Raw genomic sequence first — 25,605 nt, 5'->3', positions numbered from 1 at the left:
CCTTGCGTGCTAGCACGCAGCCCATGACACAAACCCTTACGATCCGCCGTCCTGATGACTGGCACCTTCACCTGCGCGATGGCGATATGCTTCGCGCGGTGATGCCGCATACTTCCCGCCACTTCGCCCGCGCGATCATCATGCCCAATCTGGTGCCGCCCGTGGTCACCGCCGCAGATGCACGTGCCTACCGCGACCGCATTCAGGCCGCGATCCCAGCGGATCACAGCTTTACCCCGCTGATGACCTTGTATCTGACGGAAAACACCGACCCTGCCGATGTGGCTGCCGCCCATGCCGAGGGCCTGATCAACGCCGTCAAACTATACCCTGCTGGCGCAACAACCAACTCGGCCTCGGGCGTAAGCGACTTTAGCAAAGTCGCTGGTGTCCTTGAAAAAATGGCCGAAATCGGCCTGCCCCTGTGCACCCACGGCGAGGTCACCAATGCCGATGTTGACATCTTTGACCGCGAAGCCGTGTTCATCGACCGTGTTCTAGACCCCATCCGCCGCAACCACCCCGAGCTGCGTGTCGTGATGGAGCATATCACCACCGCCAATGCCGCCGATTACGTCAAAGCCAATGACAAGAACCTCGGCGCGACGATCACCACGCACCATCTGGTGATCAACCGCAACCACATCCTCGCGGGTGGGATCAAGCCGCACTACTATTGCTTGCCCGTCGCCAAACGCGAAGAGCACCGCATTGCCCTGCGTGCTGCCGCCACCTCTGGCGATCCTCGGTTCTTCCTTGGCACCGATTCCGCGCCCCATACAGATGAGAACAAGCTGCTGCCTTGTGGCTGCGCGGGTTGCTTTACCGCGCCAAACACCATGTCCATCCTCGCCGAGGTCTTTGAACAAGACGGCGCGCTGGACAAGCTGGAAGGGTTTGCTTCGCTGAATGGTCCTGCCTTCTATCGCCTGCCCGTGAACGAAGACACGCTGACCTTGGTCCGCGAAACACCTGCCTACCCCGAAAACATCCCCACACCCGAAGGCCCCGTAACGGTCTTTGATCCCGCAATGCCGCTGCACTGGAGCGTTAAATGATCCCGACAACCTACCCCGACGCCTCTGAAATCGCGCGCCTCACTGCGCGCATGCTGCTGGAAATCGGCGCCGTGAATTTCAACACGGACGAACCTTACACGCTGGCCTCGGGCCTGCCATCCCCCAGCTATATTGATTGCCGCAAGCTGATCAGCTATCCGCGCATCCGCTCAACCCTGATGGATTTTCTGACCATCACCGTCATGCGCAACGCAGGGTTTGAGGCGTTTGACAACATCGCAGGCGGCGAAACCGCTGGCATCCCCTTTGCCGCGCTAGTGGCTGAACGGATGGCCCTGCCCATGACCTATGTGCGCAAAAAGCCCAAAGGCTATGGTCGCAACGCCCGCATCGAGGGCGACATGAGCGAAGGTCAGCGCGTTTTGCTGGTAGAAGACCTCACAACCGACGGCGGCTCCAAGCTGAGCTTTGTGGATGCGATCCGCGAAACTGGCGCAAGCTGTGCGCATACGGCCGTTATCTTTTACTATGATATCTTCCCAGAAACGGAAAAAACACTGGGCGATCACGGGGTTTCCCTGCACCACCTCTGCACATGGTGGGATGTATTGGCCGAAGCAAAAGCCCAAGCCAGCTTCCCAACCGAGACGCTGGACGAGGTGGAAAAATTTCTTAAATCTCCCCGCGAATGGCAGGAAGCCCGCAAAGGCTAACCCCATAGGTTGACGTGCACGCGCCATTTATCGCAAGATATAGAGGCGCGTGCCTTTCCCACAGTTATCCACAAAAACATACAATTTGCGCGCCAGCGCCCGCTTCGTTATCACTCCGGCGGGACATCCGGGGGTAAGATATGAATGAGATTTCGTCAGTAAACACGACAGGCATCGCTGTGCAGGCGGCCGAAACCATGCCTCACTCCATTGAGGCCGAACAGCAACTGCTGGGCGCGGTCCTGACGAATAACGATATCTACGACCGCGTTGCCTCGATCATCGGGCCAAAGCATTTCTACGATCCGGTACACGCGCGCATCTATGAAATCGCCGCCGCGCGGATCGCCAAAAACAACCTTGCCAGCCCTGTAACGCTCAAGGCGTTTATGGAAGATGATGAGGGCCTGCGCGAACTGGGCGGCCCTGCCTATCTGGCCCGCCTTGCCGGTGCTGCGATTTCTGCCTTTGCGGTGCGTGACTATGCCCAGATGATTTATGATCTGGCGGTCCGCCGCGACCTGATCGCGCTGGGGCGTGACATCGCCGCCAAAGCGGCAACAGTTGATGTCGCCTCGGAACCCCGCGAGCAAATCGTCGAGGCCGAGCAACAACTATACAAACTGGCTGAACAAGGACAGGTCGAAAGCGGATTTCAAAGCTTTCTCAAGGCGGTAACGGACGCTGTTAACGTAGCCAACACCGCCTATCAGCGTGATGGTGGCCTGTCAGGGGTCTCGACCGGTTTGATCGACATGGACAAAAAGCTGGGGGGGCTGCACCGCTCTGACCTTTTGATCCTCGCTGGTCGCCCTTCGATGGGGAAAACATCGCTGGCAACAAACATCGCCTTTAACGTGGCCAAAGCCTACAAACGCGGCCAGCTGCCCGACGGTTCTGAGGGGGCTGTGGACGGCGGTGTGGTTGGCTTTTACTCCCTCGAGATGAGCGCCGAACAGCTGGCCGCACGTATCCTTTCGGAAGCCTCCGAGATCCCTTCACACCAGATCCGTTCCGGTGACATGACCGAGGGCGAATTCAGACGTTTCGTTGACGCCGCCAAGGCGCTAGAGGCCTGCCCCCTTTATATCGACGACACGCCCGCCCTCCCCATTTCCCAGCTGGCCGCCCGCGCGCGCCGCCTGAAACGGACACACGGGTTGGATGTGCTGATCATCGACTACCTTCAGCTGGTGCGCGGCACAGGTAACAACGAAAGCCGCGTGAACGAGATTTCGGAAATCACCATGGGCCTCAAGGCCATCGCCAAAGAGCTGGACATCCCTGTCATCGCCCTTTCGCAGCTGTCGCGTCAGGTTGAAAACCGCGAAGATAAGCGCCCACAGCTGTCTGACCTGCGTGAATCAGGCTCGATCGAGCAGGATGCGGACGTGGTTATGTTCGTGTTCCGCGAAGAATATTATAAAGAGCGTGAAAAGCCGGGCGATCACGAGCTGGATAAAATGGCGATCTGGCAAGAAGAGATGGAGCGCCTGCATGCGCGCGCCGAAGTTGTCATCGGCAAACAGCGTCACGGCCCTATCGGCACGGTCGAGCTGAGCTTTGAAGGTAAATTCACCCGTTTTGGCAACCTTGTGAAACCATGGCAGCAGGACGGGCAAGAAGAAGAGTTTTAACGCTAGATTGAACTGCGCACCTCAAAAACGGCGCGCAGTTCAAATTTCACAGCGGCGCGCCCAAATCAACATTGAGCCACCCCCGCAGCTCTTCGATCGAGTCCAAGCCCGCACGGCGGGCGAATGCGGTTTCGGCCTCAGAAAGCGCTGCGCGCGCATCGGTCGCCAAAACCATCCCCCTATCTGTCATACCAATCCGTTTTTGGTTGCGCTGCAAAGGGTTAGGTTCCAGCACGAGAAACCCCTGATCTTGTAGATCCGTGGTGGTGCGGTAAACAGCTTGCCGCGTGATGCCCAACCGCTCGGCAACCTTGCTTGCCTGTGTCTGACCACAATCGAGGCTTGCGAGAAATGAGAGCTGAGGCAAGGTCAGCGCCTCATACCCGCGGCGGTGCAAAATATTCAGAACGCTTTGGTATATCCAACGGGTTCCATTTTGCATGAGCAAACTCAGCGCGGGCTGAGGCGCCTCAGGAGTTGTAAGCTTTGTTGACAAGTTGACCCGCCCTCTCTAGTTGTAAACCAAGTTTACATACTGGATACACCCGTGAACAGCCTCAAAATTGTGCTTCGCTTGAATGCTGCCAGCTGCATCGCCTTTGGGCTTGCCGGCCTTTTCATGGCCGTGCCACTTGCTGAATTTCTTGGCGACCCTCCGGTTGGGCTTTTGCAGATGCTTGGCGCTGTTTTGGTCGCTAACGGGATACATCTCGTGCTTTCTTCCCTGCGTCAAAGGCTAAATAAATGGGAGGTTCTCTATTTTTCGTTTGGGGATCTTGCGTGGTGGTTGGGCGCCGTTTTCCTGATTGCGACCCAAATCTGGATCACCGCCCCCCTTGGCGTGATGAGCCTATTTGCGGTTTCCGTTGCAGTCGCAATATTGGGTGTCGCGCAAATGTGGTTTTTGGCCCTCTACAACAACCAACGTTCCAACGCTGAACACTGGCGAGCCATTAAAAACTCTTATTGGGCGATGCCGAAATGGGTCTTTATCTGGCTTTGCTTTCTAAACGTCTATTTCTTGATGTCTCTTTTTTACTGGCCAAATCCCTTGGCTGTTGTTGTTCTATTGGGGTTTGTGGCTACTGGCCCTCTTTTAGCAGCACAGATCGCTTTTGATGGAGGGCTGCGCCGCATTTTGGGCTTGGGGCATCTTATCCCTTGGGTTCCCCTTCTGGTCTGGCTGATCGCTTATGACGGCAAGCACCTTTATCAAATTGGGCTCATCATCCTTTTAGCGATTTGCCTAGCGTTTGACCTATTTGATGTCTGGCGCTTCTGGCGGGGGGATCGTTCTGTTTTTGCCAGCCCCGCCGAAAAAGGCCACAGCTGAGGCTTGGCCTTTTCCCTTCTCCAAAACTTCGCTGCTTAAGGCTTCTTCACCTCATATTTCAAACCCTTTGCCGTGCCTTTGGCAAAGCCCTTCCAATAGCTGTGGTCTTCTTTTTCCGTGCCGTCTTCGTTTACCGACCAAACACCGGCATTCGAATCCTCAACCAGCTCCAGATAGCTGCCTGCCTCGGCATCCGCCTTTAGGCGTTGATCCAGCCATGCGGTCACAAAATGCTGGGCGATGTTATTCATGCGCGCAGTGTCCCACACTGGATCGGTGTAGTGTTCGGAAATATCAAAGCCCTTGTCTTTGTTGAAATAATAGCTCTCGGCAGGCGCAGGCATCGGCGCGCCAGCGTTATGGCCACCGTTTTCATAGGTTAGCAGCGCGGTTTCCACATTGCTCACGTTTTCCCAAATCGCGCGCACACCGTTTTCATATAGCGATACGTCATCCTGTGAGCCCGCAATGAACAGCATAGGGATTTGCACGCCAGCAAGGCCTGCCGCATCCCAGAACCCCGTGTTCATCCCCCAAGGGCCAAAGGCCACAGCCGTTTTGATCCGTGCATCGGGCAGCGCGTTATGAGTGTCTGATCCTGCTTGGTGAATGCCTAATGTGCCGTGCGGCCCGCCCCAGCCATAGGCAACCGATGCTTCGGTCACGCCGCCACCTGCGGTGATTATTGCGCCATAACCGCCCATAGAATAGCCGATCAGCCCTGTGTTATCGGCGTCATACAACCCCGCAAACTCGCCCCCTTCGGCAGCTTTGCCCGCCATTTCCTCTAACACAAACAACTGATCGAGCGAGCGGTTCACCAACGTCGAGCCAAAGGCCGCTTGCGTGCGATAGGTGCTGTCTGTGTGGTCGATTGACGCCACAACATACCCCTTTGAGGCCAGATTTTCGGCCAGATGCGACAGCAAAAATCGGTTACCCGGATAACCATGGCTGATCAAAACCAGCGGATAAGGTGTATCCGTCACCGCAGGGGCCGCATCGCGCATCGCTTTACCGGTGAGTGTGACTTCCGTCGTCCCATCGCGCAGATAGGCCTTTAGCTCGGTTGACCCACTGGCCCCCTCTGCCGCAGGATACCACATTTCAACGGTAAGAGGGCGATCATAACGTGGAAAGGCCTCGGGCTTTTCGGCTGCGGGATCAATGGCCAGAATATCGATCTGATCTGCATGAACCATCTCAAGCTGGCGCACGCCCACTGGCAATGCGCCATAAGCGGCCAGTTCTGGCGCACTTGGCAACTGGGTATCAATCGGATTTGCCATGGCGGCTCCTGCTGTCATTAAGGCTGCTGGTACCAATGTGTTTAAAATTATCTTCATATCTATCTCCTCCACCTGAACACCAGCCTAACCAGTGATTGAAGCCAAACAAGAAATAGTTGTTTTGACGTGGCGCCCTTTCGCAGAGTGAAACGATCAACTGGGTGGCTGGCCCTGCCTTTTCTCCTTGTTTCTTGTTGTTTTCGCGATGGTATCCCGACACGCGATCTTGACCTCACCTGTCAGCCTGTCAAAACCCCGATATGAGCACAGCAACATTGCATATTGACCTAGAAGCCATCGCCACCAACTGGCGCAGCCTTGCTAGCATCGCCCAAGTCGAAACTGCCGCCGTGGTAAAGGCCAATGGCTATGGCCTTGATGCAGGGCGTGTCGCCCAGCATCTTGCGAAAGCTGGTGCGCGGCAGTTCTTTGTGGCTGTCGCCGAAGAAGGTGTGATTTTGCGCCGCGCTTTGGGCGCCGGACCTACGATCTCGGTTTTTTCGGGCCATATGGCGGGGGATGCCGAGGCGATCAAAGGCGCAAACCTGACCCCGATGATCAATTCCGTTGATCAAATGCTACGCCATGTCGAGGCCCTGCCTGGGCATCCTTTTGGACTGCAGCTGGATACAGGGATGAACCGCCTAGGGATGGAGCCTGCTGAATGGTCCGCCCTGCGTGATATCGCCTTGGCGCAGAACCCGACGCTCATCATGTCGCATCTGGCTTGCGCGGATATGCCAGATCACCCCATGAACGAGGCCCAGCGTACCCAGTTTGAAAACATGACACAGGGCTTAGACATCCCCCGCTCGTTGGCCGCCACGGGTGGGACGCTATTGGGGGCAGATTACCATTATGATCTGGTGCGCCCTGGTGTTGGCCTTTACGGCGGCTTGCCCTTTGCGGAGGCACGTCCTGTTGTCACCTTGGACATTCCCGTCATCCAAACGCGCGACGTCGCCGTCGGTGAAACGGTTGGCTATGCGAACGCATGGCGCGCGCAGATCCCCAGCAAAGTCGCGACCATCTCTGCTGGCTATGCAGATGGCCTCATCCGTGCGATGGGGGATAAGGCGCAATTGTTTGCAGATGGCGTCGCGGTGCCAGTGATTGGACGTGTATCTATGGACCTCATCACAGTTGATGTAACTGCCCTGCCCTCCACTCCGGCCAGCATGCAGCTCCTTGGGCCAGAACAAACAGTTGATGATGTTGCCGATTTCGCGGGCACTATCGGGTATGAAATCCTGACAAGCCTCGGTGGCCGGTACAACCGCGTGTACCACATATGACCCTGCTCAGGATCGCAAACCTATCGCTGTTGGTCCTATACCCCATCGCGTGGTTTGCCCCGCTGATGCGCGCAGGCCTATTGCCTCTCTTCGGCCTCAGCGAAATCTCGGTCATGACTGGCCTGCAATCCTTGTGGAGTTCGGATATTTTCCTTGCATTGCTTGTGACGGTTTTTGCCCTGTTTGCACCTTACCTAAAGACGATCGGCCTTGCCCTGATCCACTATGATCTGCTTAGCCCACGTGTGGAAAAGACGCTCGAGGTTATGGGCAAACTTGCTATGGCCGATATCTTTCTGATTGCTCTCTATATCACCCTTACAAAGGGAATCGGTGTTGGGCGGATTGAAACCGCATGGGGGCTGTACCTGTTTACTTTTTGCATCCTTGCCTCCCTGTTTATCAGTTGGAAAACACAACAAAGCCCCCCAAAAACCGCGAATTGAGTGGTTTATGGGAAACAATCGGGCCTGAAGTGGTTATTTTAAGGTTAATTTTCCCTTTGCAGATGACGGACCGCGCTTTACTTTAGGTCCATATCGCAATGAGCGGTTTCTTGCTTGCAAGCCTGCCTGAGGAAATTTGATGCAACAGATAAAAGCCATCGGCTTTTTCATTCAATATATGATGCAGCGCCTCGCGGTGTTCTTTTTTGCGGCAAGTGCGGCAGCGCTGACGACAGCGACAATCATGGCGGCCTTGGGCAATTGGGCATGGATCGATGTTCCCTTTAGCTATGCGGGTGAACCTGTCGAAAACGCAGGTATGTATCTGCAAATCGCGGCGACAGTTTTGGCTGCGGGTATCTGTTTCTTTTTGCCTGCAAATGCGCGCATTATGCAGCTGGAAAATTCCCACCGCCGCTTCAGCGTTTCGATGGATGATGTTGCCCGTGCATATGGCGCTGTTCATGCGGCAGACCGTGGTCGCAACTTTCAGCTCAGCTCAGAATTTGACTCGGTGCGCGAGCGCCTCGCCTACCTGCGCGATCACCCCGACCTCAGCACGTTAGAGCCAGCCCTGCTGGAAGCCGCAGCCCAGATGAGCCATATCAGCCGTGAGTTGGCTGAGGTTTACTCGGACGATAAGATCGAGCGCGCGCGCAACTTCCTCAAGCAACGTCAGGAAGAGATCAACCTGTTCAACGACCGTCTGGACCAAGCCAAAGCAATCTCGACCGAGATGAAACACTGGCTGCATGAAGTCGAACTGGAAGAAAGCGTAGCCGCAGCCCAGCTGGCGCGTCTGTCAGAAGAAATGAGCGAAATCCTTCCGCAATTGGGCCGTGAAACGATCCTGAGCGCGCCAACCCTTGATGAAGACGAAGACGCCCCCCTCGACAGCACCGCCGTCGACAACAGCGTCTACGAACTGCCCAAAGCCGCCGAATAATCAGCCCTTTGGCATGGCGCCCCCTGTCTCTGACGGTTTGCCATTGATCCCGCTGCGCGTAAACGGCATCAAAGCGGCATGGCAAAACAGACCAAAACATTCTCATGTACAAAATGCGCGGCTACCTTTCCAAAATGGTCCGGTCGTTGTGATAACTGCGGCGAATGGAATACCATTCAAGAAGACAAAGGCATCAGCGCAGGCCCCCCCTCTAAATCCTTAGGGGCGCGGCGCGGCTCGTCATTAGAGCTGATGGATCTGGCCACCGAAGAGGCCCCGCCCCCCCGCACCCTATCTGGCCTGAACGAACTAGACCGCGTTTTAGGCGGCGGACTGGTTCCTGCCTCTGCGATCCTAGTTGGGGGTGATCCAGGCATCGGGAAATCAACCTTGCTTTTGCAAGCGGCTGCCGCCTTTGCAAACAACGGTTTAAAAGTCGTCTATATCTCTGGCGAAGAAGCATCGGCACAGGTGCGCATGCGCGCGCAGCGCCTTGGCCTTGCGGATGCATCCGTCAAATTGGGCGCCGAAACCAACCTGCGCGACATCCTGACAACATTAGACAAAGAGCGCCCACAGCTGGCGATCATCGATTCAATCCAGACAATGTGGGCCGACAACGTCGAAAGCGCCCCGGGATCGGTTTCACAGGTGCGCGCCGCCAGTCATGAACTGACATCATTCGCCAAACGCACAGGCACCTCGATCGTATTGGTGGGCCACGTCACCAAAGAGGGCCAAATCGCAGGGCCGCGAGTGGTCGAACATATGGTCGATACGGTTCTCTATTTTGAAGGCGAACGCGGTCATCCTTTCCGCATCCTGCGCTCGGTGAAAAACCGTTTTGGCCCTGCGGATGAAATCGGCGTCTTTGAAATGACTGGTCGCGGCCTGTCCGAAGTGCTCAACCCGTCTGCGTTGTTCCTATCTGAACGCGGCCAGCCTTCTGCCGGATCGGTAGTGTTTGCCGGTATCGAAGGGACCCGCCCCGTGCTGGTGGAAATTCAGGCGCTCGTTGCCCCCTCGCCCCACTCCCAAGCCCGCCGTACGGTTGTGGGCTGGGATGGCGGCCGTTTGGCGATGATCCTTGCGGTGCTCGAAGCGCGCTGCGGGATTCCCTTTGCGGGGCTTGATGTCTATCTGAATGTTGCTGGCGGGATGAAGATTTCGGAACCCGCCGCCGATTTGGCCGTCGCCTCCGCTTTGTTGAGCGCGCGTGAAGACACCGCGTTACCCGCTGAGACCGTGGTTTTTGGGGAACTTAGCCTGTCAGGAGCCCTTCGCCCCGCGACACAGACAGAAAACAGGTTGAAAGAAGCACAAAAACTTGGTTTTACCTCCGCAATAGCACCAAAAGGCGGTAAGGCCGTGGGCGTTGAGGGGATCACCCTGCGTTCGATGACGGATTTGACCGCGTTTGTTGGCGAAATATTCGGCGCTGGATAAGGCGTCCTGAGGAAAGGCGAGAAGAGCATGGAAGGTTTTACCATCATAGACGGCGTTGTCGCGCTGGTTATCGTGATGTCGGCGCTTCTGGCCTATGGGCGCGGATTTGTCCGGGAAATGATGGCGATTGTCGGCTGGATCGCCGCTGCGGTCTTGGCCTATCTGTTTGCCCCCCAAGTTGAACCTTTGGTGCGTGAAATCCCCGTGGTTGGTGATTTCCTTGCGGATAGTTGCGAATTGTCAATTATCGGGGCCTTTACCTTGGTTCTGGCGGTCACTTTGGTTGTAGTTTCACTATTCACACCTTTGTTCTCTTCGCTGGTTCAACGCTCTTTCTTGGGTGGTTTTGATCAGGCGCTCGGTTTCGTCTTTGGTGTTGCGCGCGGTATTTTGCTCGTTGCGATTGCCTTTTTCGTTTATTCCACCGTCATTACAGGCCAGCAATTCACCATCGTAGACGAAAGCCGCTCGGCCTTGGTCTTTGGTCGTTTTTCGGATGATATCCAGAACTCTGATCCTGATCAGGCGCTTGGCTGGATCACGGGAAAATATGAACAACTGGTCTCCAGCTGCACCGAAAACTAAAGAAAACTACTTAATCTGAAAGTAATCATTGGCTGCTACCTGTCCACGAACCACTGTGGAGATAGGTATTGTGCCCGATAATTATTTGGATGATCAGTTCGCCCTATTAGATTGCATACCTACGCCCGTTTTCATTCTGAATGTTGACGGGCAAGGCATCCCGACTTACGCGCATTGTAACCTGCCCTTGCTCAGCTATTTGGCGCGTGAGCTTTCTGATTTTGTCGGCCACACAGCCCCCCAAGTTTTTGGCCCTGAATTTGGTGACATCGCGTTTACCGAACAGCGAAAAGCAATCGCATCCCGATCCCAGCACCAGTTCGAAATCACGCTTCACACAGGGGATCAGCTGCGTACCGTTCGCACAACGCTTTTCCCACAAATGGATCAGGATGGCCGCGTTGTTAGATTGGTTGGTAGCGTTCAGGATATTTCCAGCGAAGAAATCGCACAAACGACGCAAGAAAAGCTAAACGAAATCAGCACTGAGGTAGAGCAATTTATTGCGATGGCCGCGCATGACCTAAGAACACCCATGCGCAACATTATGGATCTGGCCGACATGTTGCATGAAGACTTTGAAGATCAAGGAGATGAAAAGCTCGGCTTGCTCAACCTCTTGAAGGAAACCGCCGAAAAATCGATGGATCTCATTTCTGATGTGTTGTCCTACGCCAGCACCTTAGGCCCCGTATCGCCCAACACCTCATACAATCTAGCCGAGCTTGGCAAAGATTTGATGCTGATTCTGGACCCCAAGGGGGCACATCAGTTGATTTGCAGCGATATTAACCTCAATGGAGAGAAAAGCGTGATGCAGATTGCGCTGCGAAACCTGATCGACAACGCGATCAAACACGGGCAACGCGACCGGCTCACGCTTTGTTGTACGGCCCGTTTAGACGGGGAAAACGCTGTCGAGATTGTTTTGACAGATAATGGTGTGGGATTCGAAAATCCCGGCATCGCATTTCTGGAAACAGGCACGTTTCGGACTGATAGCGGCTATGGTTTGCTTGCAATCCGCAAATTGATCACAGCGCGCGGGGGCAAAATTTCAGCACAAAACAACCCATCAGGTCAGGGAAGCCGCATAAACCTCTCACTTCCCAACCAAATTGACGATCCAAAACAAACAGTTAGCGATAGCAGGATATCCATTCGCCCTGCATCGACTGATCGCCTATTCGACCCCATGAGTTCGAGTGCATAATTCAACGGAATCGTGGCGTGACTCTCTTCGTGGTTTTCCGTAATAACCCTGTAACCTTTGTCGGTAGCAGGAGCGCCCCCTTGTCCCATACCCCGCCCAAGACAATGCCCCCTTCCCATCCCTTTGATTCATCCTATCTGTCAGATTTTGACGATGGCGATAAATTAAAGGAAGAATGCGGAGTTTTCGGGGTTGTTGGTGTAACAGATGCCGCCAATTTTGTGGCGCTTGGCCTTCATGCATTGCAACACCGCGGCCAAGAAGCTGGCGGAATCGTCACCCATGATAAAGTTGCCGGTTTTCAATCCGCACGTCGCTTTGGCTATGTTCGCGACAACTTTACCAGCCAGAAAGTTATGGAAACCCTGCCGGGCTCTTTGGGAATCGGTCATGTCCGCTATTCCACTGCCGGAACAAAGGGCCAGACGGCGATCCGTGATGTTCAGCCCTTTTTTGGCGAATTTGCCATGGGCGGCGCAGCCATTGCGCATAACGGCAACATCACAAATGCGAACGCCCTGCGCCGCGAATTGATCGAACGAGGCTCGATTTTCCAGTCCTCTTCAGACAGCGAATGCATCATTCACCTTATGGCCCGTTCGCTGCAACGCACCATTCCCGAGCGGATGGAAGATGCCCTGCGCCGTGTAGAGGGTGCCTTTTCTGTTGTGGCAATGACCCGCACCAAACTGATTGGCGTCCGTGATCCACTGGGCGTTCGCCCCCTTGTTCTTGGTAAAATTGGTGATGGCTGGGCGCTTAGCTCGGAAACCTGTGCGCTAGATATCATTGGCGCTGAATTCGTGCGCGAAATTGAACCTGGCGAGATGGTAGTGATCACCGAAAAAGGTGTCCAAACCCATTTCCCCTTCCGTCGCCAACCGTCCAAGTTCTGTATCTTTGAGCATGTATATTTCTCTCGTCCCGACAGTATTTTGGGCGGGCGATCGGTTTATGAAACACGCGAAGCCATTGGCCGCGAACTCGCCAAAGAGAACCCGATTGACGCGGATCTGATTTGCCCTGTGCCGGATTCCGGCACCCCTGCGGCAATCGGCTATAGCCTAGAAAGCGGCATTCCTTACGGTATGGGGATCATTCGGAACCAATATATGGGCCGAACCTTTATCGAACCTTCCGAGCAAATCCGCAACATGGGGGTGCGCCTGAAACTCAACGTGAACCGCGCCTTGATCAAGGGCAAGCGGATCATCCTTGTTGATGACTCGGTTGTGCGCGGGACCACCAGCCGCAAGATCAAGGAAATGATCCTTGATGCTGGCGCGGCCGAGGTTCACTTCCGCATTGCCTCCCCGCCGACCGCTTGGCCCTGTTTTTATGGCGTTGATACGCCAGACCGTGAAAAACTGCTGGCCGCAACGATGTCTGAGGATGAAATGTGCGAGCATCTCGGCGTGGACAGCCTCAAGTTCATCTCGCTGAACGGTCTGTACCGCGCGGTTGGCGAAGCAGAGGGGCGCAGCAACTCTTGCCCACAATATTGCGATGCCTGTTTCTCTGGCGAATATCCGGTCATTCCTGCCGATAAGGTAGAAGCTGGATTTGAGATGAAGCCAGCAGCGGAATGAGAAAATACTGGCCTGCTGACACAAAATGTCAGCAGGCTGATATACTGTGAACACATGACACATGTTTTCACACCTACGATTTCCCAATGGCCCGCTTTGCAGCAAAAACAATTCGAAGAAATTCGCAAATTGATTCTGGCCGCTGCCAAAGATGCCAATGTTGGCCCCGTTGAAGAAAGCCTGAAGTGGGGACAACCAGCGTGGCGCCCGAAACGCCCTCGGCAAGGCAGCACACTTCGGCTGAATTGGCAGGGCATTCCGTCGCATCCCCTTGTCCTCTATGTCGATTGCAAAACCACGCTAAGTGCAACGATGCGTGAGATCTATCCAACTGAATTTGAATATGAAAAGAACCGTGGGCTAGGTTTGCCAGACGGCTCGCCCCTGCCCCTTCAAGCAATTGATCACCTTGCCCGCTTAACGTTCTGTTATCACCAAAAGCGCTGATCAGCGGAGTCTAGCGCTGCCTTTGGCAGCAGTTGGCCTATGCCAAAGCATTCCGGTTTTGCCCTCGCACCGAATTGGATAGCTCCAGCGAGCAACTATTCCAGAGGCCAACCATGTCCACCCAAACCAATGGCACCCCAACGCCACCAAAAGTAAAAGAGCTCGCCACCCAAGCAGCAAAGCTCCCCAAAACTGCGCTGCTGGGTGTATTCGGCAATACAAACGCCCCTAAAGCCCTGATTTTATTGCCGCAGGGAGAAACCAAGACCGTGCAAGTTGGCGATAGTATCGGGGCAGATACGGTGCTGGCGATTGGCAAAGATCAACTTGTGCTCGCGCGCGGGGCCTCACAGCGCATTTTGCACCTCCCCCGCGGCTAAGCGCCCCCTTGACGCGGCCCATCCACCCGCGCATATCCCCCTTATGACACAAAAAACCGCATTGATCACAGGCGCCACGCGCGGCCTTGGGGCCGCTCTGGCAGAAGCGCTGGCCCCTGAATATCACATCATCGCCGTAGGCCGCACCGTTGGTGCCCTCGAAGAGCTGGATGACAGGATAAAGGCCAAAGGTGGCAATGCGACGCTGGCACCGATGAACGTCACAGATACAGGTGCAATGCAGACTTTGTGTCGTGGTATTCATGATCGCTGGGGCACTTTGGATATGTGGTTCCACACCGCCATCCACGTGGCGCCCCTAACCCCCAGCCATCAAATCGACACCAAAGACCTAGAGAAATCCATCACGTCGAACATTACCGCCACGGCCATGCTGATCAACTATGTGGCTCCTCTGCTAAAAGAGGACGGTAACGCAGTGTTTTTCGAAGACCCCATTGTGGGTGACAAATTCTATGGCAGCTATGGCTCGACCAAAGCCGCCCAAATCGCCTTGGTGCAAAGCTGGCAAAAAGAGACCTCTCGCATCGGTCCCCATGTGGATATTTTGACGCCCCAGCCAATGCCCACCGCCACCCGCGCGCGCTTTTTCCCGGGCGAAGACCGTGATACATTGACGGATATCCACACCGAAGCCGCGCGTCTGTTGGCAACACTGCAGAAATAACTCAGCCCTCGCTTGCCCGTCTGCTCCGCCTCGCCTATCAAGGCGCAAAGGGGCACAATCATGCGTATTTTGATCACCAATGACGACGGCATTAACGCGCCGGGTTTGAAAGTTCTGGAAGGGATAGCCAAAACGCTGGCTGGCCCTGATGGCGAATGTTGGACAGTGGCCCCCGCCTTTGAACAATCTGGCGTAGCCCATTGTATCAATTACACAAAACCAACCCTCATCACCCAGCTGGCCCCGCGCCGCTATATGATCGAAGGCAGCCCAGCAGATTGCGTTTTATGCGCTCTTTATGATCCGATGAAGGATGCGCGCCCTGATTTGATCCTGTCTGGGGTGAACCGTGGCAACAACGCCTCTGAAAATACGCTTTATTCGGGCACGATTGGCGCCGCCATCGAGGGCGCATTGCAAGGGATCCCTTCAATCGCCCTATCCCAATACTATGGCCCTGCGAACCGCGATCTGGACGATCCATTCGAAGCGGCCGTCGAACATGGCGCGGATGTTTGCCGCCGTATTCTGGCCCAGAAACCTGCCGATGCGAACGGCTATTCCGTGTTCTGGAACGTGAATTTCCCACCTGTTGCTGCCGCTGATGTAAAGGGTTTGCGCCTTGCGCCTCAGGGTCGCCGCCCCGAAGTGAATTTTTCAACCATCCCACATGATGCTCCTAACGGGCGCCGTTTTTTGTGGATTACGGGGGGTAACCAGCAAATTCCGCCTGCTGCTGGATCCGATGCGGCGGTTAACCTTGATGGGTATATCTCGATCACGCCGATGCGCGCCGATCTGACCGCCCATGATGCCTTTGGCGATCTATCGGACCTCAACACATGAATGATGAGCCCGAAATGGTGACCGATGCGGAACGCAAAATGCAGTTCCTCTATGCCCTGCGATCAAAGGGTGTGACGGATAATCAGGTTCTCGGCGCGATGGAAGCCGTCGATCGCGGGCCGTTTATTCGCGGGTTGTTCGCTGAGCGCGCTTATGAGGACATGCCCCTGCCGATCGCATGTGGGCAGACCATCAGTCAGCCTTCGGTTGTTGGCTTGATGACGCAGGCCCTAGAGATTTCGCCCCGCGACAAAGTGTTAGAGATCGGCACCGGATCAGGCTATCAGGCCGCGATCCTGTCAAAGCTGGCGCGGCGTGTTTACACCATCGACCGCCATCGCCGCCTTGTGCATGAGGCACGCGTGATCTTTGACGCGCTTGACCTCAATAACATCACCGCAATCACAGCCGACGGCAGCCATGGCCTGCCAGAACAAGCCCCTTTTGACCGCATTATTGTGACGGCCGCCGCCGAAGACCCCCCTGGTCCGCTGCTTGCCCAGCTAAAAGAAGGGGGCATTATGGTGCTTCCCGTTGGCCAATCTGATGCAGTTCAGCATCTAATCCGTGTGCGAAAAACCGCAGATGGGCTAAAATATGACGAAATGCGCGCCGTTCGCTTTGTTCCCCTCCTCGAAGGGTTGGGCAAGGAAGCTTAAACTGGTATAGTCGCTGAAAATCTCGGAAACACGAGATGGGCAGTGACAAGGACAATTCTGATGATACCTCCGATGATGCGTGGACGTGCGCGATTTTCGCTTCTTGCGGGCGTGGCCTGCGTTGCACTTTCTGGCTGTACAGAACCTCTGGATTTTGACCTGCGCGGATTGGGCGGCGGGTTTACCACAGCGAATGCGGCCAAAGCACCGCTGGCTGAGCGCCCTGCTGCTGATGATCGCGGTGTCATTTCATACCCGAATTATCAGGTAGCCGTGGCGCGCCGTGATGACACGCTGAACGATGTTGCAAAACGGGTTGGCCTCAGCGCGGCGTCATTGGCCAAATTCAATGGCATCGATGCAAACGTCAAACTCCGCAAGGGTGAGATCATCGCCCTGCCGACCCGCGTGGCCGAGCCCTCACCCGCAACGGGTGCGGCAACCACGGGGCCGATCAAACCTGTAGACATTTCAGCCGTCGCGGGAGGCGCAATCGACGCAGCCCCTGCCACCCCTGGTGTTCAGACAACCACCCTCGCCCCAGCGACAACACCAAAAGCGCAAACCGGAAAAGAGCCGGTGCGCCACAAGGTTGAACGGGGCGAGACCGCCTTTACCGTTGCGCGCCTCTATTCTGTTCCAGTCAAAGATCTGGCTGAATGGAATGGCTTGGGCTCAGATTTCGCCATTCGCGAAGGCCAGCATCTGCTGATCCCTGTGCCCTCACAGAACCCGCCTAAAGCTACGCCAGCAAAAACCGCTCAGGCAACGACGCTGCCAGGAGAAGGCTCAACAACGCCAACACCTCCTTCAGCAACAAAGCCCCTGCCAGAAGAAAAGGTTGCCCCAGCAAAGGCGCCCGAAACGGCAGCAGCAGCCACCACAACTGCCGCTGTTGCCAAACCTGACCCAGTACCGGAAAAACCAGCCGTGGACGTGGGCAAAACGACTAAACCAGCAAAAGTCGGGAAGCTTGTCCGCCCTGTGAATGGGACGATTATCCGAGAGTATTCAAAGGGTAAGAACGAAGGCATCAACATCAAAGCCGCTGCAGGCACCGCTGTTAAAGCCGCCGATGGCGGGACCGTTGCCGCCATCACAAAAAGCGCCGATGGCGTGCCGATTGTGGTTGTCCGCCACGCCGACAACCTGCTGACGGTCTATGCCAATGTTACGGATGTTGCGGTCAAAAAGGGCGACTCTGTTTCACGCGGCCAGAGCATTGCGAAACTTCGGGGTGGATCGGATTCGTTTGTGCACTTTGAAGTGCGCAAAGGTTTTGACAGCGTCGATCCCAATCCGTTCCTGAACTGATTTTTGGTCTGCCCCGATTAAACGGGGCAGACGGGAGGCTTAGCGCAGCGCGACACCGCGCCTGCCAGCCAAATCCATAAAATACTGCCATGCAACACGGCCTGAACGGCTGCCTCTGGTGGCCTGCCATTCAATCGCTTCGGCCCGCAGTGTTGCATCGTCGATCTCAACACCATGCGCATCGCAATAGCCGCGGATCATCGCCAGATACTGGTCTTGATCGCAGGCATGAAACCCCAACCAAAGGCCAAAACGATCGGAGAGAGAGACCTTCTCCTCCACCGCCTCGGCAGGGTTAATCGCCGATCCACGTTCGTTTTCAATCATGTCACGGGGCATCAGGTGGCGCCTGTTTGACGTTGCATATAGCACAACGTTTTCGGGGCGCCCCTCAATACCGCCATCCAGAACCGCCTTAAGCGACTTGTAATGCGCGTCATCATGGCCAAAGCTGAGGTCATCACAAAACAGGATAAACCGCCTGTCAGAGCCCCGCAGCAGGTTCAGCAACCGCCCGACCGAGGGCAAGTCTTCGCGCTGTAGCTCAACCATCTTGAGGTCGGGGTGATCCGCTTGAAGAGCGCCATGTATCGCCTTGACAAGGCTGGATTTACCCATCCCGCGCGCGCCCCACAAAAGGGCGTTATTCGCAGGCAAGCCAGCGGCAAATTGCGCCGTGTTTTGCAGCAGCGTATCACGCGACCGCTCAACCCCCAGCAAAAGGCTGATATCGACACGAGACACCTGCGGCACCGGTTCCAACCGATCCGGCCCAGTGTGCCAGACAAAGGCCGAAGCCGCATCAAAGTCCGGAGCGGCAAGCGGCGCCGGAGCTATCCGCTCCAACGCCGCTGCAATCCGGTCCATCGGATCGTCGATCATGTATCGCTGTCCTTGGTTTTGGTTTCTTCTACGATCGGGTCTTCGCGGTCCATTTCATCGGCCATTGCCTCAAAATCCGCCTCGTCTTCACCCTCTTCGTCGTCATAGAACCCGTCTTCGCGCAGCTGGGCTTCGCGTTTTGCATCTACGCGGCTGACAAGGAAGATCGAAACCTCATACAGGCCATAGACTACGATAAACAGGATCAGCTGTGTCACAACGTCTGGTGGGGTCACCAAAGCGGCCAGCATCAGGATGCCAACCAGCGCATATTTACGCACGTTGCGCAGCCCTTCGGCCGACACCAGCCCCGCCTTGCCCATCAGCGTCAGCAGAACAGGCAGCTGAAAGCAAAGGCCAAAGGCCACGATCATTTTCAGCGTGATATCAAGGCTTTCGTTCACCTTACCGTTAAAGACGATATCAATACCCGAAGTCGTCGCATCACCCGTCGCAATCAAAGCAGACAGATAAGACGCCGCATCGGAAAAGCCCAAGAAGAACTGCATCGCCAGCGGAACAACCACATAATGCGCAAAGGCAGCGCCCATCAGGAACAGAACAGGTGACGCAATCAGAAACGGCAAAAACGCGTTCTTTTCGTTCTTGTACAAACCAGGCGCAACAAAGCGCCACAGCTGCGTCGCGATCACAGGAAAGCTAACGGCAAGCCCCCCCACCATCGAGATACGGATCAGGGTAAAGAAATACTCCTGCGGGGCGGTGTATTGCATCACTGGGTTGGGGTTGCCCAGATTGCGCATAGTCTTTTCAATCGGCACCAGCAGGAAATCAAGGATCATGCTGCCAAAAGAAAAACAGATGATCATGCCAACAAGAAACGCCAAAACCGACCGGATCAGCCGCGTGCGCAGCTCGGTCAGATGTTCGATCAGCGGCGCGGCGCTGTCGTCAATGTCATTATCGGTTGCGGTCATGTATCTGCTTTCTTGGCGCTCGCCTTTTGGGCGAGGCTTTCTTGTAGGGATGCTTCCAGCTCTTCGGCCTTCTCCATCGCCTCTTTCGCTTCACGGGCTTTGCGGTCTGCTGCCGCCCGTGCTGTACCTGCCTGAATACGCTTTACATCCTCGGCACGTTGCGCCGACAGCTTTCCGGTTTCACTATCAGGGTCGATGTTCGTCAGCGAGCTAGCCGCGTCTTTCACACCATCCATCGCCGCACCAACAGGGTTTGTTGCCGCCTTGAGGGATTTATTCAGCCCTGTTGTGACTTCGCGCACACCAGATTGATCAGCCGCATCGTTCATGGCGCTGGAAAACTCCCGCGCCATCCCCTTGGCTTTACCGACAAACTGGCCCACGCGGCGAAACATCACCGGCAGATCCTTGGGGCCGACAACAATCAGCGCCACAACCCCAACCACCAGCATTTCAGCCATGCCAAGATCGAACATAGGTCTTAAACCTTGTCTTCAGTCTTGGCTTCGGTCGCATCAGCGATTTCTTCAGCGGCTTCTTCTTTCAGCTGCTCTTCGCCTTCATTGATGCCTTTTTTGAAGCTTGTGATGCCTTTGCCCACTTCGCCCATCAGCGACGAGATTTTGCCGCGGCCAAACAGAACCAAAACAACTACAGCGATCAGCAGCAGGCCCGGCAATCCAATATTATTCAACATGTCAGTTCTCCAAAGATAGAATTTCTGCCCTACCGATCTGGCAGGGGGTCACTAACGGCAATAGCAAGCGAACCTGTTTGTAAAAATGGGAAACCAAAGTTTTTGCCCTAACCACTTTGCAAAACAGCGCGTTTTTCCAGCTTGCCCAGAACTCCTGACAGGTTTATGTCAGTTGCATGGGGAAATCTGACCGCCTTTTTGATATTCTGCAAATCTTGCGCGATGGCGAATTGCACACCGCGCAGGCCTTGGCAGAGCGTTTTCAGGTTTCCGTGCGCACCCTTTATCGCGATATGGACAGGCTCGCGGCCTCTGGTGTGCCGCTGGTTGGCACCCGTGGCACGGGCTATCGGCTGGCCGATCTTATCACCCTGCCCCCGATATCCCTAACCGCCGCTGAGCTGGAGGCGCTGAACCTTGGCATCGCGATCGCAGCCGAGCTTGCCGATCCTGCGCTGAAAGCCGCCGCAAACACATTGGCCGAAAAATTGGATGCCGCGCAGCCAGAGACCTCCCAAGCCGAGGCTTGGCGCTTTGGCGCATCACCGTTTTCAGATGCGGCGCGGGGGTTCGCCCATTTGCCAACGCTACGTGCTGCGATCAAAGCCCGCCAAAAGCTGCGCATCACCTACACGTCTAACGACGGCGGCGTCACCTCGCGCAGCATTCGCCCGCTTCATTTAGAGTATTGGAACAGGATTTGGGCGCTGACAGCGTGGTGTGAGCTGCGCGCGGCGCACCGCATTTTCCGCCTTGATTTAATCAGCAGCGCCGAAGCCTTGCCGGAGCTGTTCACCGATGAGGCCGGTAAAACTCTGGCAGATTTCAGGCCTTAAGATTCCAACCCGTTTGTTTGGGTAGAAACGCCTCAACACTGGCCTGCGCCACTACAATGGTTTCGCCGTTGGACGGCACGTTTAGCCCGCCATGAACGGCGCGCACTTCGGCGCGGCCGCGCGGCAGGGTTGCGCGCAAGGCCTCCAGATCCAGCGCCTCTGGCTCTTGCACCCCAACGGTGACCTGAACGCGCATGGCGTCATGGGGCAGATCGACAACGCCAAATATCGGCAGGGAGGAATGGCGAAACGCATCCTCGATCGCGCGTTTTGCCGCCTTGGTATAATCCATACCGTGCAGGTCGTTGCCCATTCCCATTTCGATGATCAAACGTTGCTCAGTCATTGCGCGTCTCCATGTCAAACCCAACAGACAGGGCAACATTGGCCATGATCGTTGGGTTGCCTGTTCCCTCGGGGCGCGGAATGTCCAAACCGCCTTTGCAGAGGTTCACCGTGACATGCCCATAGGGAAACACCTCGCGCAGGGCGTCTGCATCAACCGCGTCAGGCTTTTGCACGCCGACATCCAAGGTGATGCGCATATCTTCTTTGTCAAAGCCGAACAGCTCGGCCAAGTTAATCGAGTTATGCCACAGCGCGTCCTGCACGGCGCGCTTTGCCGCTTGGGTATAGTCTCCGCGGCGCAGAGATGTTCCCATTCCGAATTCAACCAATAGCTTTTGCATGGCCGCGCTCCTTTAGGTTTTCACATCGAACACGAAACACTTGTCGCGCCGGATTGTCAGCCACATCACTGTACCCTCAGAGGGCATGAATACATTCGGTACAGTAGCCTTCAGGATCGATCCGTCGTGATCCATCTCGAACTCGACCAAGCTTTCGTTGCCCATAAAACGTGCCCGTTTCACGATGGCGCGCGCGGGCGTCCCATCTGCCGCTGTAGGCAATGGCCCCTTACCCGCACGGTCAAAATCAATGCGCACGTGTTGGGGGCGGAAAACGATATCCACGGCAGTACCATCTGGCACCCCTGGTGCAAGGAAGCGGCCAAAGGCAGTATGGGCCAGTGCGCCTGATACTTCGGCACGGATAACGTTCGCATCGGAAAAGAACGATACAGCCGCGCGGTCAATCGGGCGGGTATAGACGTTATAGGGCGCGCCCTGCTGCACAATCTGCCCGTCACGCATCAGGGCAATTTCATCAGCCATGCGCATGGCTTCATCGGGTTCATGGGTGACCAGCAGCACCGCTGTATCTTGCTCTTTGAGGATGCTCAGCGTTTCATCACGGATCCCGTCACGCAGGCGGTTATCCAACCCCGAGAACGGTTCATCCATCAGCATGATCCGTGGTTTGGGGGCCAAGGCACGGGCCAAGGCCACACGCTGTTGCTCGCCCCCCGATAGCTGGTGCGGATAGCCATCGATAAAGCGCAGCAAATCCACGCGCTCTAACAGTTCCTTTACCCGCTCGCGTTTCTCTGCCCTTGTGCCGCGCAGGCCATAGGCCACATTGTCGGCCACCGAAAGGTGGGGAAATAGCGCAAAGTCCTGAAACATCAGACCGATTTCGCGCCGTTCTGGTGGGATACGAAAGATCGTATCGCAGATCAGTTTCCCATCCACATGGATCGAGCCGCTATCCTGCATCTCGACCCCTGCGATCATGCGCAAAGTCGTCGATTTACCGCAGCCCGAAGGCCCCAAAAGGCAGGTCACCTGCCCTGGCATGATCTTCAGGCTCACATCATCCACAACTGCGCGGCCTTCAAAGCTGCGCTTGAGGTTGCGGATTTCTAAACGAGGTGTCTCTGTTTGCACGGCTGGCTTATCCGATGTTTTCTGTCGGATAGCAGCTATCAGTGCCGGCGCGCCCCTGCAAGCACCGCGGCAAAGCCTGCGACAAGAACGCAGATGCAAATCACCAAAAGCTGCTCGTATTTATGCCCCTCAATGAGCCATGCCGCCACGCTATCCCAACCGCGCGCAAAATAGATAAACGCACCGGCAATGGCTGCACCAAAGGCGACAAGGTAGCTCCACAAGGCAATCTGGCGCCCCATCACCAGCCCGACAATCAACACAGGCGTCAGGAACATCGACGCGGTGCCGCTAACTGCGACTGCATCAAACAACGTGGCATTCCCCCAAAGGGTCAGCAACGTTCCCGCCAGCATAAAGACAACCATCACCAGACGCCCCGCTGTCAAAGTGCGCGGCAGGCCGCCCTCTTCGACCACCAAACGCGCCGCAGAGGATAGCGCGGAATCCAGCGTGCTAAGCGCAGAAACCAAAAGCGAGATCATCAACAAGCTAAAGATCCACGACGGGAACATCTCTGCCCAAGTGCCGATCAACTGGCCCTCATAGCTGGCGCCAACCAGCCCCGCCTGAATACCGAAAAAGCCAAATCCGATGATACACAGGGTGCTGATCCAAAAGGCGTGCTGGAAAGAGGCCTGTGTGACACGCTCGCTCGCGATAAACCCGCGATCCATCATTACAGGATCATGGGCGGGATAGCTGAACACCTGCAAGCCAGCCACAGCCAGCAAAACCCAGCCATTATAGCTGCCCGCCGTACCAGAAGAAGTGATAACAGCGCCCAAATCAAACGCGCTGCTGGTCACCAGAGCAACAAAGGCGATGCCAAATACACCAATGAACACAACCATTTGCACAACATCCGTTCGCAAAGCCGCGCTCAACCCGCCCCAAGCGGAATAGGCCAGCCCCAGAATGGCGACAATCCAGATGGCTGTTGTGCCGCTACCTTCCAAAACTGCATTAAAAATCAAACCAACGACGATCAGATTCGCAAATACTTCGGAGAGCAATCGCAGCGCGATCACAAAGTTATAGCACCCATTGCCTACCGCGCCAAAACGCGCGCCCAGCCAATCCTGAACCGAGGTCGCCTTCCCTTCACGCAAGCGCCCAACGATAAAACCGCCTGTCAGGAAAGACCCGTAATAGGCTGCATAGGCCAAGGTACCTGCCATGCCGTAATAATATCCAAGGATCGCGGCGTTCATCAGGCTGCGCGCAAAAATCCAAGTTGTGACCTGGCTTAGCACCAACACCCATAAACCAGGGTTGCGCCCTTGCTCTCCTCGCCCGCCAAAAAAGCCTTCCACACTGGCGCTGCGCGGCGCGGCCAATAAAGAAGCAAGGATGATAAGGCCAAAAGTGGCGATCAGGATTACGGGTTGCATGGCAGACCTCTGTTAGGGAACTTAAGGCGTGGCTACGATACAGCTGCTGCAAAAACCATCCCAAACGCCAGCAACTGTCGGGATCGTGAACACCCCTTATGTCACCAGATCAAAAGATGCCGTTGCCACATCGCGGCCATTCACCTGCACGGTAATCCTATGCAGCCCCTCAAACAAGCGAAACGTCGTTGCGTTCCCTTTGAAACGATGGGATTTTTTGATCTTGAGCGGCTTCCCCGCCTTGACCTCGGCGACCTTCAGTTTGAACACTTTTTCAGCGCGTTTTCCGCCCGCGCGCATGAAATCCACTCTGTAATCTACAAGAACGGGCGCGCTCTCGGTGCTGTTCAGCACAACGTCAAAGGCCAAAGCATCGTCGATCTTGACCGTGTTCTGCCCCAGCAAAATCTGAGCTGTCACTGGCGCATCAGCGCGGTACCCCAATGCCGCCATAGCGCCCTCATGCCCCTGTTTGATCAACGTCCGCAGGGCATGGCGGCGCATCCAAGCCAGCTCATCAGCGCTTTGGCGCCCCTCATCTTGCCAACGCTCAAACCGCGCCAACACCTCATCTGGAACAATCTTGCTCAGGTCATTCAGGTGGTTGGCCACCGACCGTGTGACATAGCGCGTGGGATCAGCATACAGCCGATCAAGCAAAGGCAGCGTTTGATCGTGGGTCAACGTCACATTCTGCGCCCAAGGCAACCTCGGCCGCGTGCCCTCGCTCACCAATCGGCGAACGTGATAGTTTTTATCGCCCGACCAGTCGGCCAATTGGGCCATCGTTTCATCTGGCCACCGGTTGATAAAGGCGCGGATATAAAACTCCATCGAAAAGCGCTGCGTCGCTTCATAGAGCAACGTCATCGCCCGCGCGCGGTCCGTTTCAAGCCCATGGCGCACGGCCAAAATTCCCGGCATGGCATGGATGAAATGGCCAAAATCATCATCCGTTTTGCTCACATCCAACCGCGGTGGCAATGCCGCCTGCAACTGGTCTGCCATCGCAGGGAAGTCGGACGCCAATTGCCCCTCAAGGCAATCAGCCATCCATTCCATACGCGCCATCAATTCCCGCTCGGGGAAGCCTGCCAAGGCCTCGGCCGCAAACCGATCAGCGTCAAACCCCGCGATGCCAGCGGCAAATTCGCCAGCCAAACGCGCAACGGTTTGATCGTTGAACAGGTGATCCTTGAGTGAGAATTTCTCAGCCATTACAACGT

The 25,605-nt window shown here is 55.7% G+C and carries 29 protein-coding genes; 18 read left to right on the top strand and 11 right to left on the bottom strand.

All coding sequences use genetic code 11. The annotated features are described in order from the left end of the window. Nucleotides 1-23 precede the first annotated feature (23 nt). The 3 genes from pyrC to Z948_RS0114755 all read left to right on the top strand — a co-directional run bounded on the left by pyrC (nt 24) and on the right by Z948_RS0114755 (nt 3,369). Nucleotides 24-1,058 carry a dihydroorotase gene (gene pyrC / locus Z948_RS0114765; RefSeq protein WP_025060331.1) on the top strand — a complete coding sequence of 345 codons (1,035 nt, stop codon included), beginning with the start codon at nt 24-26 and terminating at the stop codon, nt 1,056-1,058. Further along, the gene (locus Z948_RS0114760; protein WP_025060330.1) at nt 1,055-1,732 is read left to right on the top strand and encodes an orotate phosphoribosyltransferase; all 678 of its coding nucleotides are present in this window, start codon (nt 1,055-1,057) and stop codon (nt 1,730-1,732) included. The genes pyrC and Z948_RS0114760 overlap by 4 nt, the downstream gene beginning before the upstream one ends. 140 nt (nt 1,733-1,872) lie before the next feature. Continuing rightward, nucleotides 1,873-3,369, top strand: coding sequence for a replicative DNA helicase (locus Z948_RS0114755; RefSeq protein WP_025060329.1), 1,497 nt, complete (start codon nt 1,873-1,875; stop codon nt 3,367-3,369). Nucleotides 3,370-3,415: 46 nt separating this feature from the next. On the opposite strand, the gene Z948_RS0114750 is transcribed toward Z948_RS0114755, so the two are convergent. Next, nucleotides 3,416-3,811 (bottom strand): helix-turn-helix domain-containing protein, encoded by a 396-nt coding sequence (locus Z948_RS0114750; RefSeq protein ID WP_025060328.1) that lies wholly within the window; start codon nt 3,809-3,811, stop codon nt 3,416-3,418. Between the two features lie 105 nt (nt 3,812-3,916). Between Z948_RS0114750 and Z948_RS0114745 the strand changes: the two genes are divergently transcribed. Next, nucleotides 3,917-4,702 (top strand): hypothetical protein, encoded by a 786-nt coding sequence (locus Z948_RS0114745; RefSeq protein ID WP_025060327.1) that lies wholly within the window; start codon nt 3,917-3,919, stop codon nt 4,700-4,702. A gap of 35 nt (nt 4,703-4,737) precedes the next feature. Here Z948_RS0114745 and Z948_RS0114740 read toward each other — a convergent pair whose 3' ends face one another. After that, nucleotides 4,738-6,048 carry an alpha/beta hydrolase family protein gene (locus Z948_RS0114740; protein WP_037951918.1) on the bottom strand — a complete coding sequence of 437 codons (1,311 nt, stop codon included), beginning with the start codon at nt 6,046-6,048 and terminating at the stop codon, nt 4,738-4,740. A gap of 203 nt (nt 6,049-6,251) precedes the next feature. Between Z948_RS0114740 and alr the strand changes: the two genes are divergently transcribed. The 13 genes from alr to Z948_RS0114675 all read left to right on the top strand — a co-directional run bounded on the left by alr (nt 6,252) and on the right by Z948_RS0114675 (nt 17,845). Then, the gene (gene alr / locus Z948_RS0114735; protein ID WP_025060325.1) at nt 6,252-7,286 is read left to right on the top strand and encodes an alanine racemase; all 1,035 of its coding nucleotides are present in this window, start codon (nt 6,252-6,254) and stop codon (nt 7,284-7,286) included. Then, nucleotides 7,283-7,732 carry a paraquat-inducible protein A gene (locus Z948_RS0114730; protein WP_025060324.1) on the top strand — a complete coding sequence of 150 codons (450 nt, stop codon included), beginning with the start codon at nt 7,283-7,285 and terminating at the stop codon, nt 7,730-7,732. The genes alr and Z948_RS0114730 overlap by 4 nt, the downstream gene beginning before the upstream one ends. 148 nt (nt 7,733-7,880) lie before the next feature. Beyond that, on the top strand, nt 7,881-8,678 hold the full coding sequence (locus Z948_RS0114725; protein WP_025060323.1) for a hypothetical protein: 798 nt from the start codon (nt 7,881-7,883) through the stop codon (nt 8,676-8,678). Nucleotides 8,679-8,756: 78 nt separating this feature from the next. After that, a complete protein-coding gene (gene radA, locus Z948_RS0114720; RefSeq protein WP_025060322.1) occupies nt 8,757-10,124 on the top strand; it encodes a DNA repair protein RadA in 1,368 nt (455 codons plus the stop codon). Nucleotides 10,125-10,151: 27 nt separating this feature from the next. Beyond that, complete coding sequence (locus Z948_RS0114715) at nt 10,152-10,709, top strand: CvpA family protein (RefSeq protein WP_025060321.1); 558 nt, start codon at nt 10,152-10,154, stop codon at nt 10,707-10,709. Nucleotides 10,710-10,779: 70 nt separating this feature from the next. Continuing rightward, nucleotides 10,780-11,922, top strand: coding sequence for a sensor histidine kinase (locus Z948_RS0114710; protein WP_025060320.1), 1,143 nt, complete (start codon nt 10,780-10,782; stop codon nt 11,920-11,922). A gap of 104 nt (nt 11,923-12,026) precedes the next feature. Further along, the gene (purF, locus tag Z948_RS0114705; protein WP_025060319.1) at nt 12,027-13,511 is read left to right on the top strand and encodes an amidophosphoribosyltransferase; all 1,485 of its coding nucleotides are present in this window, start codon (nt 12,027-12,029) and stop codon (nt 13,509-13,511) included. Between the two features lie 54 nt (nt 13,512-13,565). Then, nucleotides 13,566-13,958 (top strand): hypothetical protein, encoded by a 393-nt coding sequence (locus tag Z948_RS0114700; protein WP_025060318.1) that lies wholly within the window; start codon nt 13,566-13,568, stop codon nt 13,956-13,958. Nucleotides 13,959-14,071: 113 nt separating this feature from the next. Beyond that, entirely contained in the window at nt 14,072-14,338 is a 267-nt protein-coding gene (locus Z948_RS0114695; RefSeq protein WP_025060317.1) for a hypothetical protein, read from the top strand. A 43-nt stretch (nt 14,339-14,381) separates the two neighbouring features. After that, nucleotides 14,382-15,026, top strand: a complete 645-nt coding sequence (locus Z948_RS0114690) for an SDR family NAD(P)-dependent oxidoreductase (protein WP_025060316.1) — start codon at nt 14,382-14,384, stop codon at nt 15,024-15,026. 60 nt (nt 15,027-15,086) lie between these two features. Then, complete coding sequence (gene surE, locus Z948_RS0114685) at nt 15,087-15,872, top strand: 5'/3'-nucleotidase SurE (protein ID WP_025060315.1); 786 nt, start codon at nt 15,087-15,089, stop codon at nt 15,870-15,872. Next, on the top strand, nt 15,869-16,531 hold the full coding sequence (locus tag Z948_RS0114680; RefSeq protein ID WP_025060314.1) for a protein-L-isoaspartate(D-aspartate) O-methyltransferase: 663 nt from the start codon (nt 15,869-15,871) through the stop codon (nt 16,529-16,531). Before surE ends, Z948_RS0114680 begins: the two co-directional genes overlap by 4 nt. A 60-nt stretch (nt 16,532-16,591) precedes the next feature. Next, entirely contained in the window at nt 16,592-17,845 is a 1,254-nt protein-coding gene (locus tag Z948_RS0114675) for a peptidoglycan DD-metalloendopeptidase family protein (protein ID WP_025060313.1), read from the top strand. Between the two features lie 39 nt (nt 17,846-17,884). Here the strand turns inward: Z948_RS0114675 and Z948_RS0114670 are convergent, their stop codons facing one another. The 4 genes from Z948_RS0114670 to tatA are packed head-to-tail and all read right to left on the bottom strand — an operon-like array spanning nt 17,885 to nt 20,362. After that, complete coding sequence (locus Z948_RS0114670; RefSeq protein ID WP_025060312.1) at nt 17,885-18,727, bottom strand: ATP-binding protein; 843 nt, start codon at nt 18,725-18,727, stop codon at nt 17,885-17,887. Then, nucleotides 18,724-19,665, bottom strand: coding sequence for a twin-arginine translocase subunit TatC (gene tatC, locus Z948_RS0114665; protein WP_025060311.1), 942 nt, complete (start codon nt 19,663-19,665; stop codon nt 18,724-18,726). The genes Z948_RS0114670 and tatC overlap by 4 nt, the downstream gene beginning before the upstream one ends. Beyond that, on the bottom strand, nt 19,662-20,141 hold the full coding sequence (gene tatB, locus Z948_RS0114660) for a Sec-independent protein translocase protein TatB (RefSeq protein ID WP_025060310.1): 480 nt from the start codon (nt 20,139-20,141) through the stop codon (nt 19,662-19,664). The genes tatC and tatB overlap by 4 nt, the downstream gene beginning before the upstream one ends. 5 nt (nt 20,142-20,146) lie before the next feature. Beyond that, a complete protein-coding gene (tatA, locus tag Z948_RS0114655; protein ID WP_025060309.1) occupies nt 20,147-20,362 on the bottom strand; it encodes a twin-arginine translocase TatA/TatE family subunit in 216 nt (71 codons plus the stop codon). 176 nt (nt 20,363-20,538) lie between these two features. On the opposite strand from tatA, the gene Z948_RS0114650 reads away from it, so the two are divergent. Continuing rightward, nucleotides 20,539-21,198 (top strand): helix-turn-helix transcriptional regulator, encoded by a 660-nt coding sequence (locus Z948_RS0114650; protein ID WP_025060308.1) that lies wholly within the window; start codon nt 20,539-20,541, stop codon nt 21,196-21,198. Here the strand turns inward: Z948_RS0114650 and Z948_RS0114645 are convergent. The 5 genes from Z948_RS0114645 to Z948_RS0114625 all read right to left on the bottom strand — a co-directional run bounded on the left by Z948_RS0114645 (nt 21,188) and on the right by Z948_RS0114625 (nt 25,597). Then, entirely contained in the window at nt 21,188-21,544 is a 357-nt protein-coding gene (locus Z948_RS0114645) for a Lin0512 family protein (RefSeq protein WP_025060307.1), read from the bottom strand. The genes Z948_RS0114650 and Z948_RS0114645 overlap by 11 nt on opposite strands. Next, a complete protein-coding gene (locus tag Z948_RS0114640; protein ID WP_025060306.1) occupies nt 21,537-21,887 on the bottom strand; it encodes a Lin0512 family protein in 351 nt (116 codons plus the stop codon). The genes Z948_RS0114645 and Z948_RS0114640 overlap by 8 nt, the downstream gene beginning before the upstream one ends. A gap of 12 nt (nt 21,888-21,899) precedes the next feature. Beyond that, nucleotides 21,900-22,985 carry an ABC transporter ATP-binding protein gene (locus Z948_RS0114635; protein ID WP_025060305.1) on the bottom strand — a complete coding sequence of 362 codons (1,086 nt, stop codon included), beginning with the start codon at nt 22,983-22,985 and terminating at the stop codon, nt 21,900-21,902. Between the two features lie 38 nt (nt 22,986-23,023). Next, nucleotides 23,024-24,379, bottom strand: coding sequence for an SLC5/6 family protein (locus tag Z948_RS0114630; protein WP_025060304.1), 1,356 nt, complete (start codon nt 24,377-24,379; stop codon nt 23,024-23,026). 96 nt (nt 24,380-24,475) lie between these two features. Next, nucleotides 24,476-25,597: a hypothetical protein gene (locus Z948_RS0114625; protein WP_025060303.1), complete on the bottom strand. Its 1,122-nt coding sequence runs from the start codon at nt 25,595-25,597 to the stop codon at nt 24,476-24,478. Nucleotides 25,598-25,605 lie beyond the last annotated feature (8 nt).

Origin of the sequence: Sulfitobacter donghicola DSW-25 = KCTC 12864 = JCM 14565 (assembly GCF_000622405.1) — a bacterium.
Taxonomy (GTDB): domain Bacteria; phylum Pseudomonadota; class Alphaproteobacteria; order Rhodobacterales; family Rhodobacteraceae; genus Sulfitobacter; species Sulfitobacter donghicola.
This window is presented reverse-complemented; position numbering and strand designations above follow the sequence as displayed.

What these genes read in the sequence shown, in the direction of transcription:
- pyrC (WP_025060331.1), top strand. Translation starts at nt 24, where the DNA reads ATGACACAAACCCTTACGATCCGCCGTCCTGATGACTGGCACCTTCAC.
- Z948_RS0114760 (WP_025060330.1), top strand. Translation starts at nt 1,055, where the DNA reads ATGATCCCGACAACCTACCCCGACGCCTCTGAAATCGCGCGCCTCACT.
- Z948_RS0114755 (WP_025060329.1), top strand. Translation starts at nt 1,873, where the DNA reads ATGAATGAGATTTCGTCAGTAAACACGACAGGCATCGCTGTGCAGGCG.
- Z948_RS0114750 (WP_025060328.1), bottom strand. Translation starts at nt 3,811, where the DNA reads ATGCAAAATGGAACCCGTTGGATATACCAAAGCGTTCTGAATATTTTG.
- Z948_RS0114740 (WP_037951918.1), bottom strand. Translation starts at nt 6,048, where the DNA reads ATGAAGATAATTTTAAACACATTGGTACCAGCAGCCTTAATGACAGCA.
- alr (WP_025060325.1), top strand. Translation starts at nt 6,252, where the DNA reads ATGAGCACAGCAACATTGCATATTGACCTAGAAGCCATCGCCACCAAC.
- Z948_RS0114730 (WP_025060324.1), top strand. Translation starts at nt 7,283, where the DNA reads ATGACCCTGCTCAGGATCGCAAACCTATCGCTGTTGGTCCTATACCCC.
- radA (WP_025060322.1), top strand. Translation starts at nt 8,757, where the DNA reads ATGGCAAAACAGACCAAAACATTCTCATGTACAAAATGCGCGGCTACC.
- Z948_RS0114715 (WP_025060321.1), top strand. Translation starts at nt 10,152, where the DNA reads ATGGAAGGTTTTACCATCATAGACGGCGTTGTCGCGCTGGTTATCGTG.
- purF (WP_025060319.1), top strand. Translation starts at nt 12,027, where the DNA reads ATGCCCCCTTCCCATCCCTTTGATTCATCCTATCTGTCAGATTTTGAC.
- Z948_RS0114700 (WP_025060318.1), top strand. Translation starts at nt 13,566, where the DNA reads ATGACACATGTTTTCACACCTACGATTTCCCAATGGCCCGCTTTGCAG.
- Z948_RS0114695 (WP_025060317.1), top strand. Translation starts at nt 14,072, where the DNA reads ATGTCCACCCAAACCAATGGCACCCCAACGCCACCAAAAGTAAAAGAG.
- Z948_RS0114690 (WP_025060316.1), top strand. Translation starts at nt 14,382, where the DNA reads ATGACACAAAAAACCGCATTGATCACAGGCGCCACGCGCGGCCTTGGG.
- surE (WP_025060315.1), top strand. Translation starts at nt 15,087, where the DNA reads ATGCGTATTTTGATCACCAATGACGACGGCATTAACGCGCCGGGTTTG.
- Z948_RS0114680 (WP_025060314.1), top strand. Translation starts at nt 15,869, where the DNA reads ATGAATGATGAGCCCGAAATGGTGACCGATGCGGAACGCAAAATGCAG.
- Z948_RS0114675 (WP_025060313.1), top strand. Translation starts at nt 16,592, where the DNA reads ATGATACCTCCGATGATGCGTGGACGTGCGCGATTTTCGCTTCTTGCG.
- Z948_RS0114670 (WP_025060312.1), bottom strand. Translation starts at nt 18,727, where the DNA reads ATGATCGACGATCCGATGGACCGGATTGCAGCGGCGTTGGAGCGGATA.
- tatC (WP_025060311.1), bottom strand. Translation starts at nt 19,665, where the DNA reads ATGACCGCAACCGATAATGACATTGACGACAGCGCCGCGCCGCTGATC.
- tatB (WP_025060310.1), bottom strand. Translation starts at nt 20,141, where the DNA reads ATGTTCGATCTTGGCATGGCTGAAATGCTGGTGGTTGGGGTTGTGGCG.
- tatA (WP_025060309.1), bottom strand. Translation starts at nt 20,362, where the DNA reads ATGTTGAATAATATTGGATTGCCGGGCCTGCTGCTGATCGCTGTAGTT.
- Z948_RS0114650 (WP_025060308.1), top strand. Translation starts at nt 20,539, where the DNA reads ATGGGGAAATCTGACCGCCTTTTTGATATTCTGCAAATCTTGCGCGAT.
- Z948_RS0114645 (WP_025060307.1), bottom strand. Translation starts at nt 21,544, where the DNA reads ATGACTGAGCAACGTTTGATCATCGAAATGGGAATGGGCAACGACCTG.
- Z948_RS0114640 (WP_025060306.1), bottom strand. Translation starts at nt 21,887, where the DNA reads ATGCAAAAGCTATTGGTTGAATTCGGAATGGGAACATCTCTGCGCCGC.
- Z948_RS0114630 (WP_025060304.1), bottom strand. Translation starts at nt 24,379, where the DNA reads ATGCAACCCGTAATCCTGATCGCCACTTTTGGCCTTATCATCCTTGCT.
- Z948_RS0114625 (WP_025060303.1), bottom strand. Translation starts at nt 25,597, where the DNA reads ATGGCTGAGAAATTCTCACTCAAGGATCACCTGTTCAACGATCAAACC.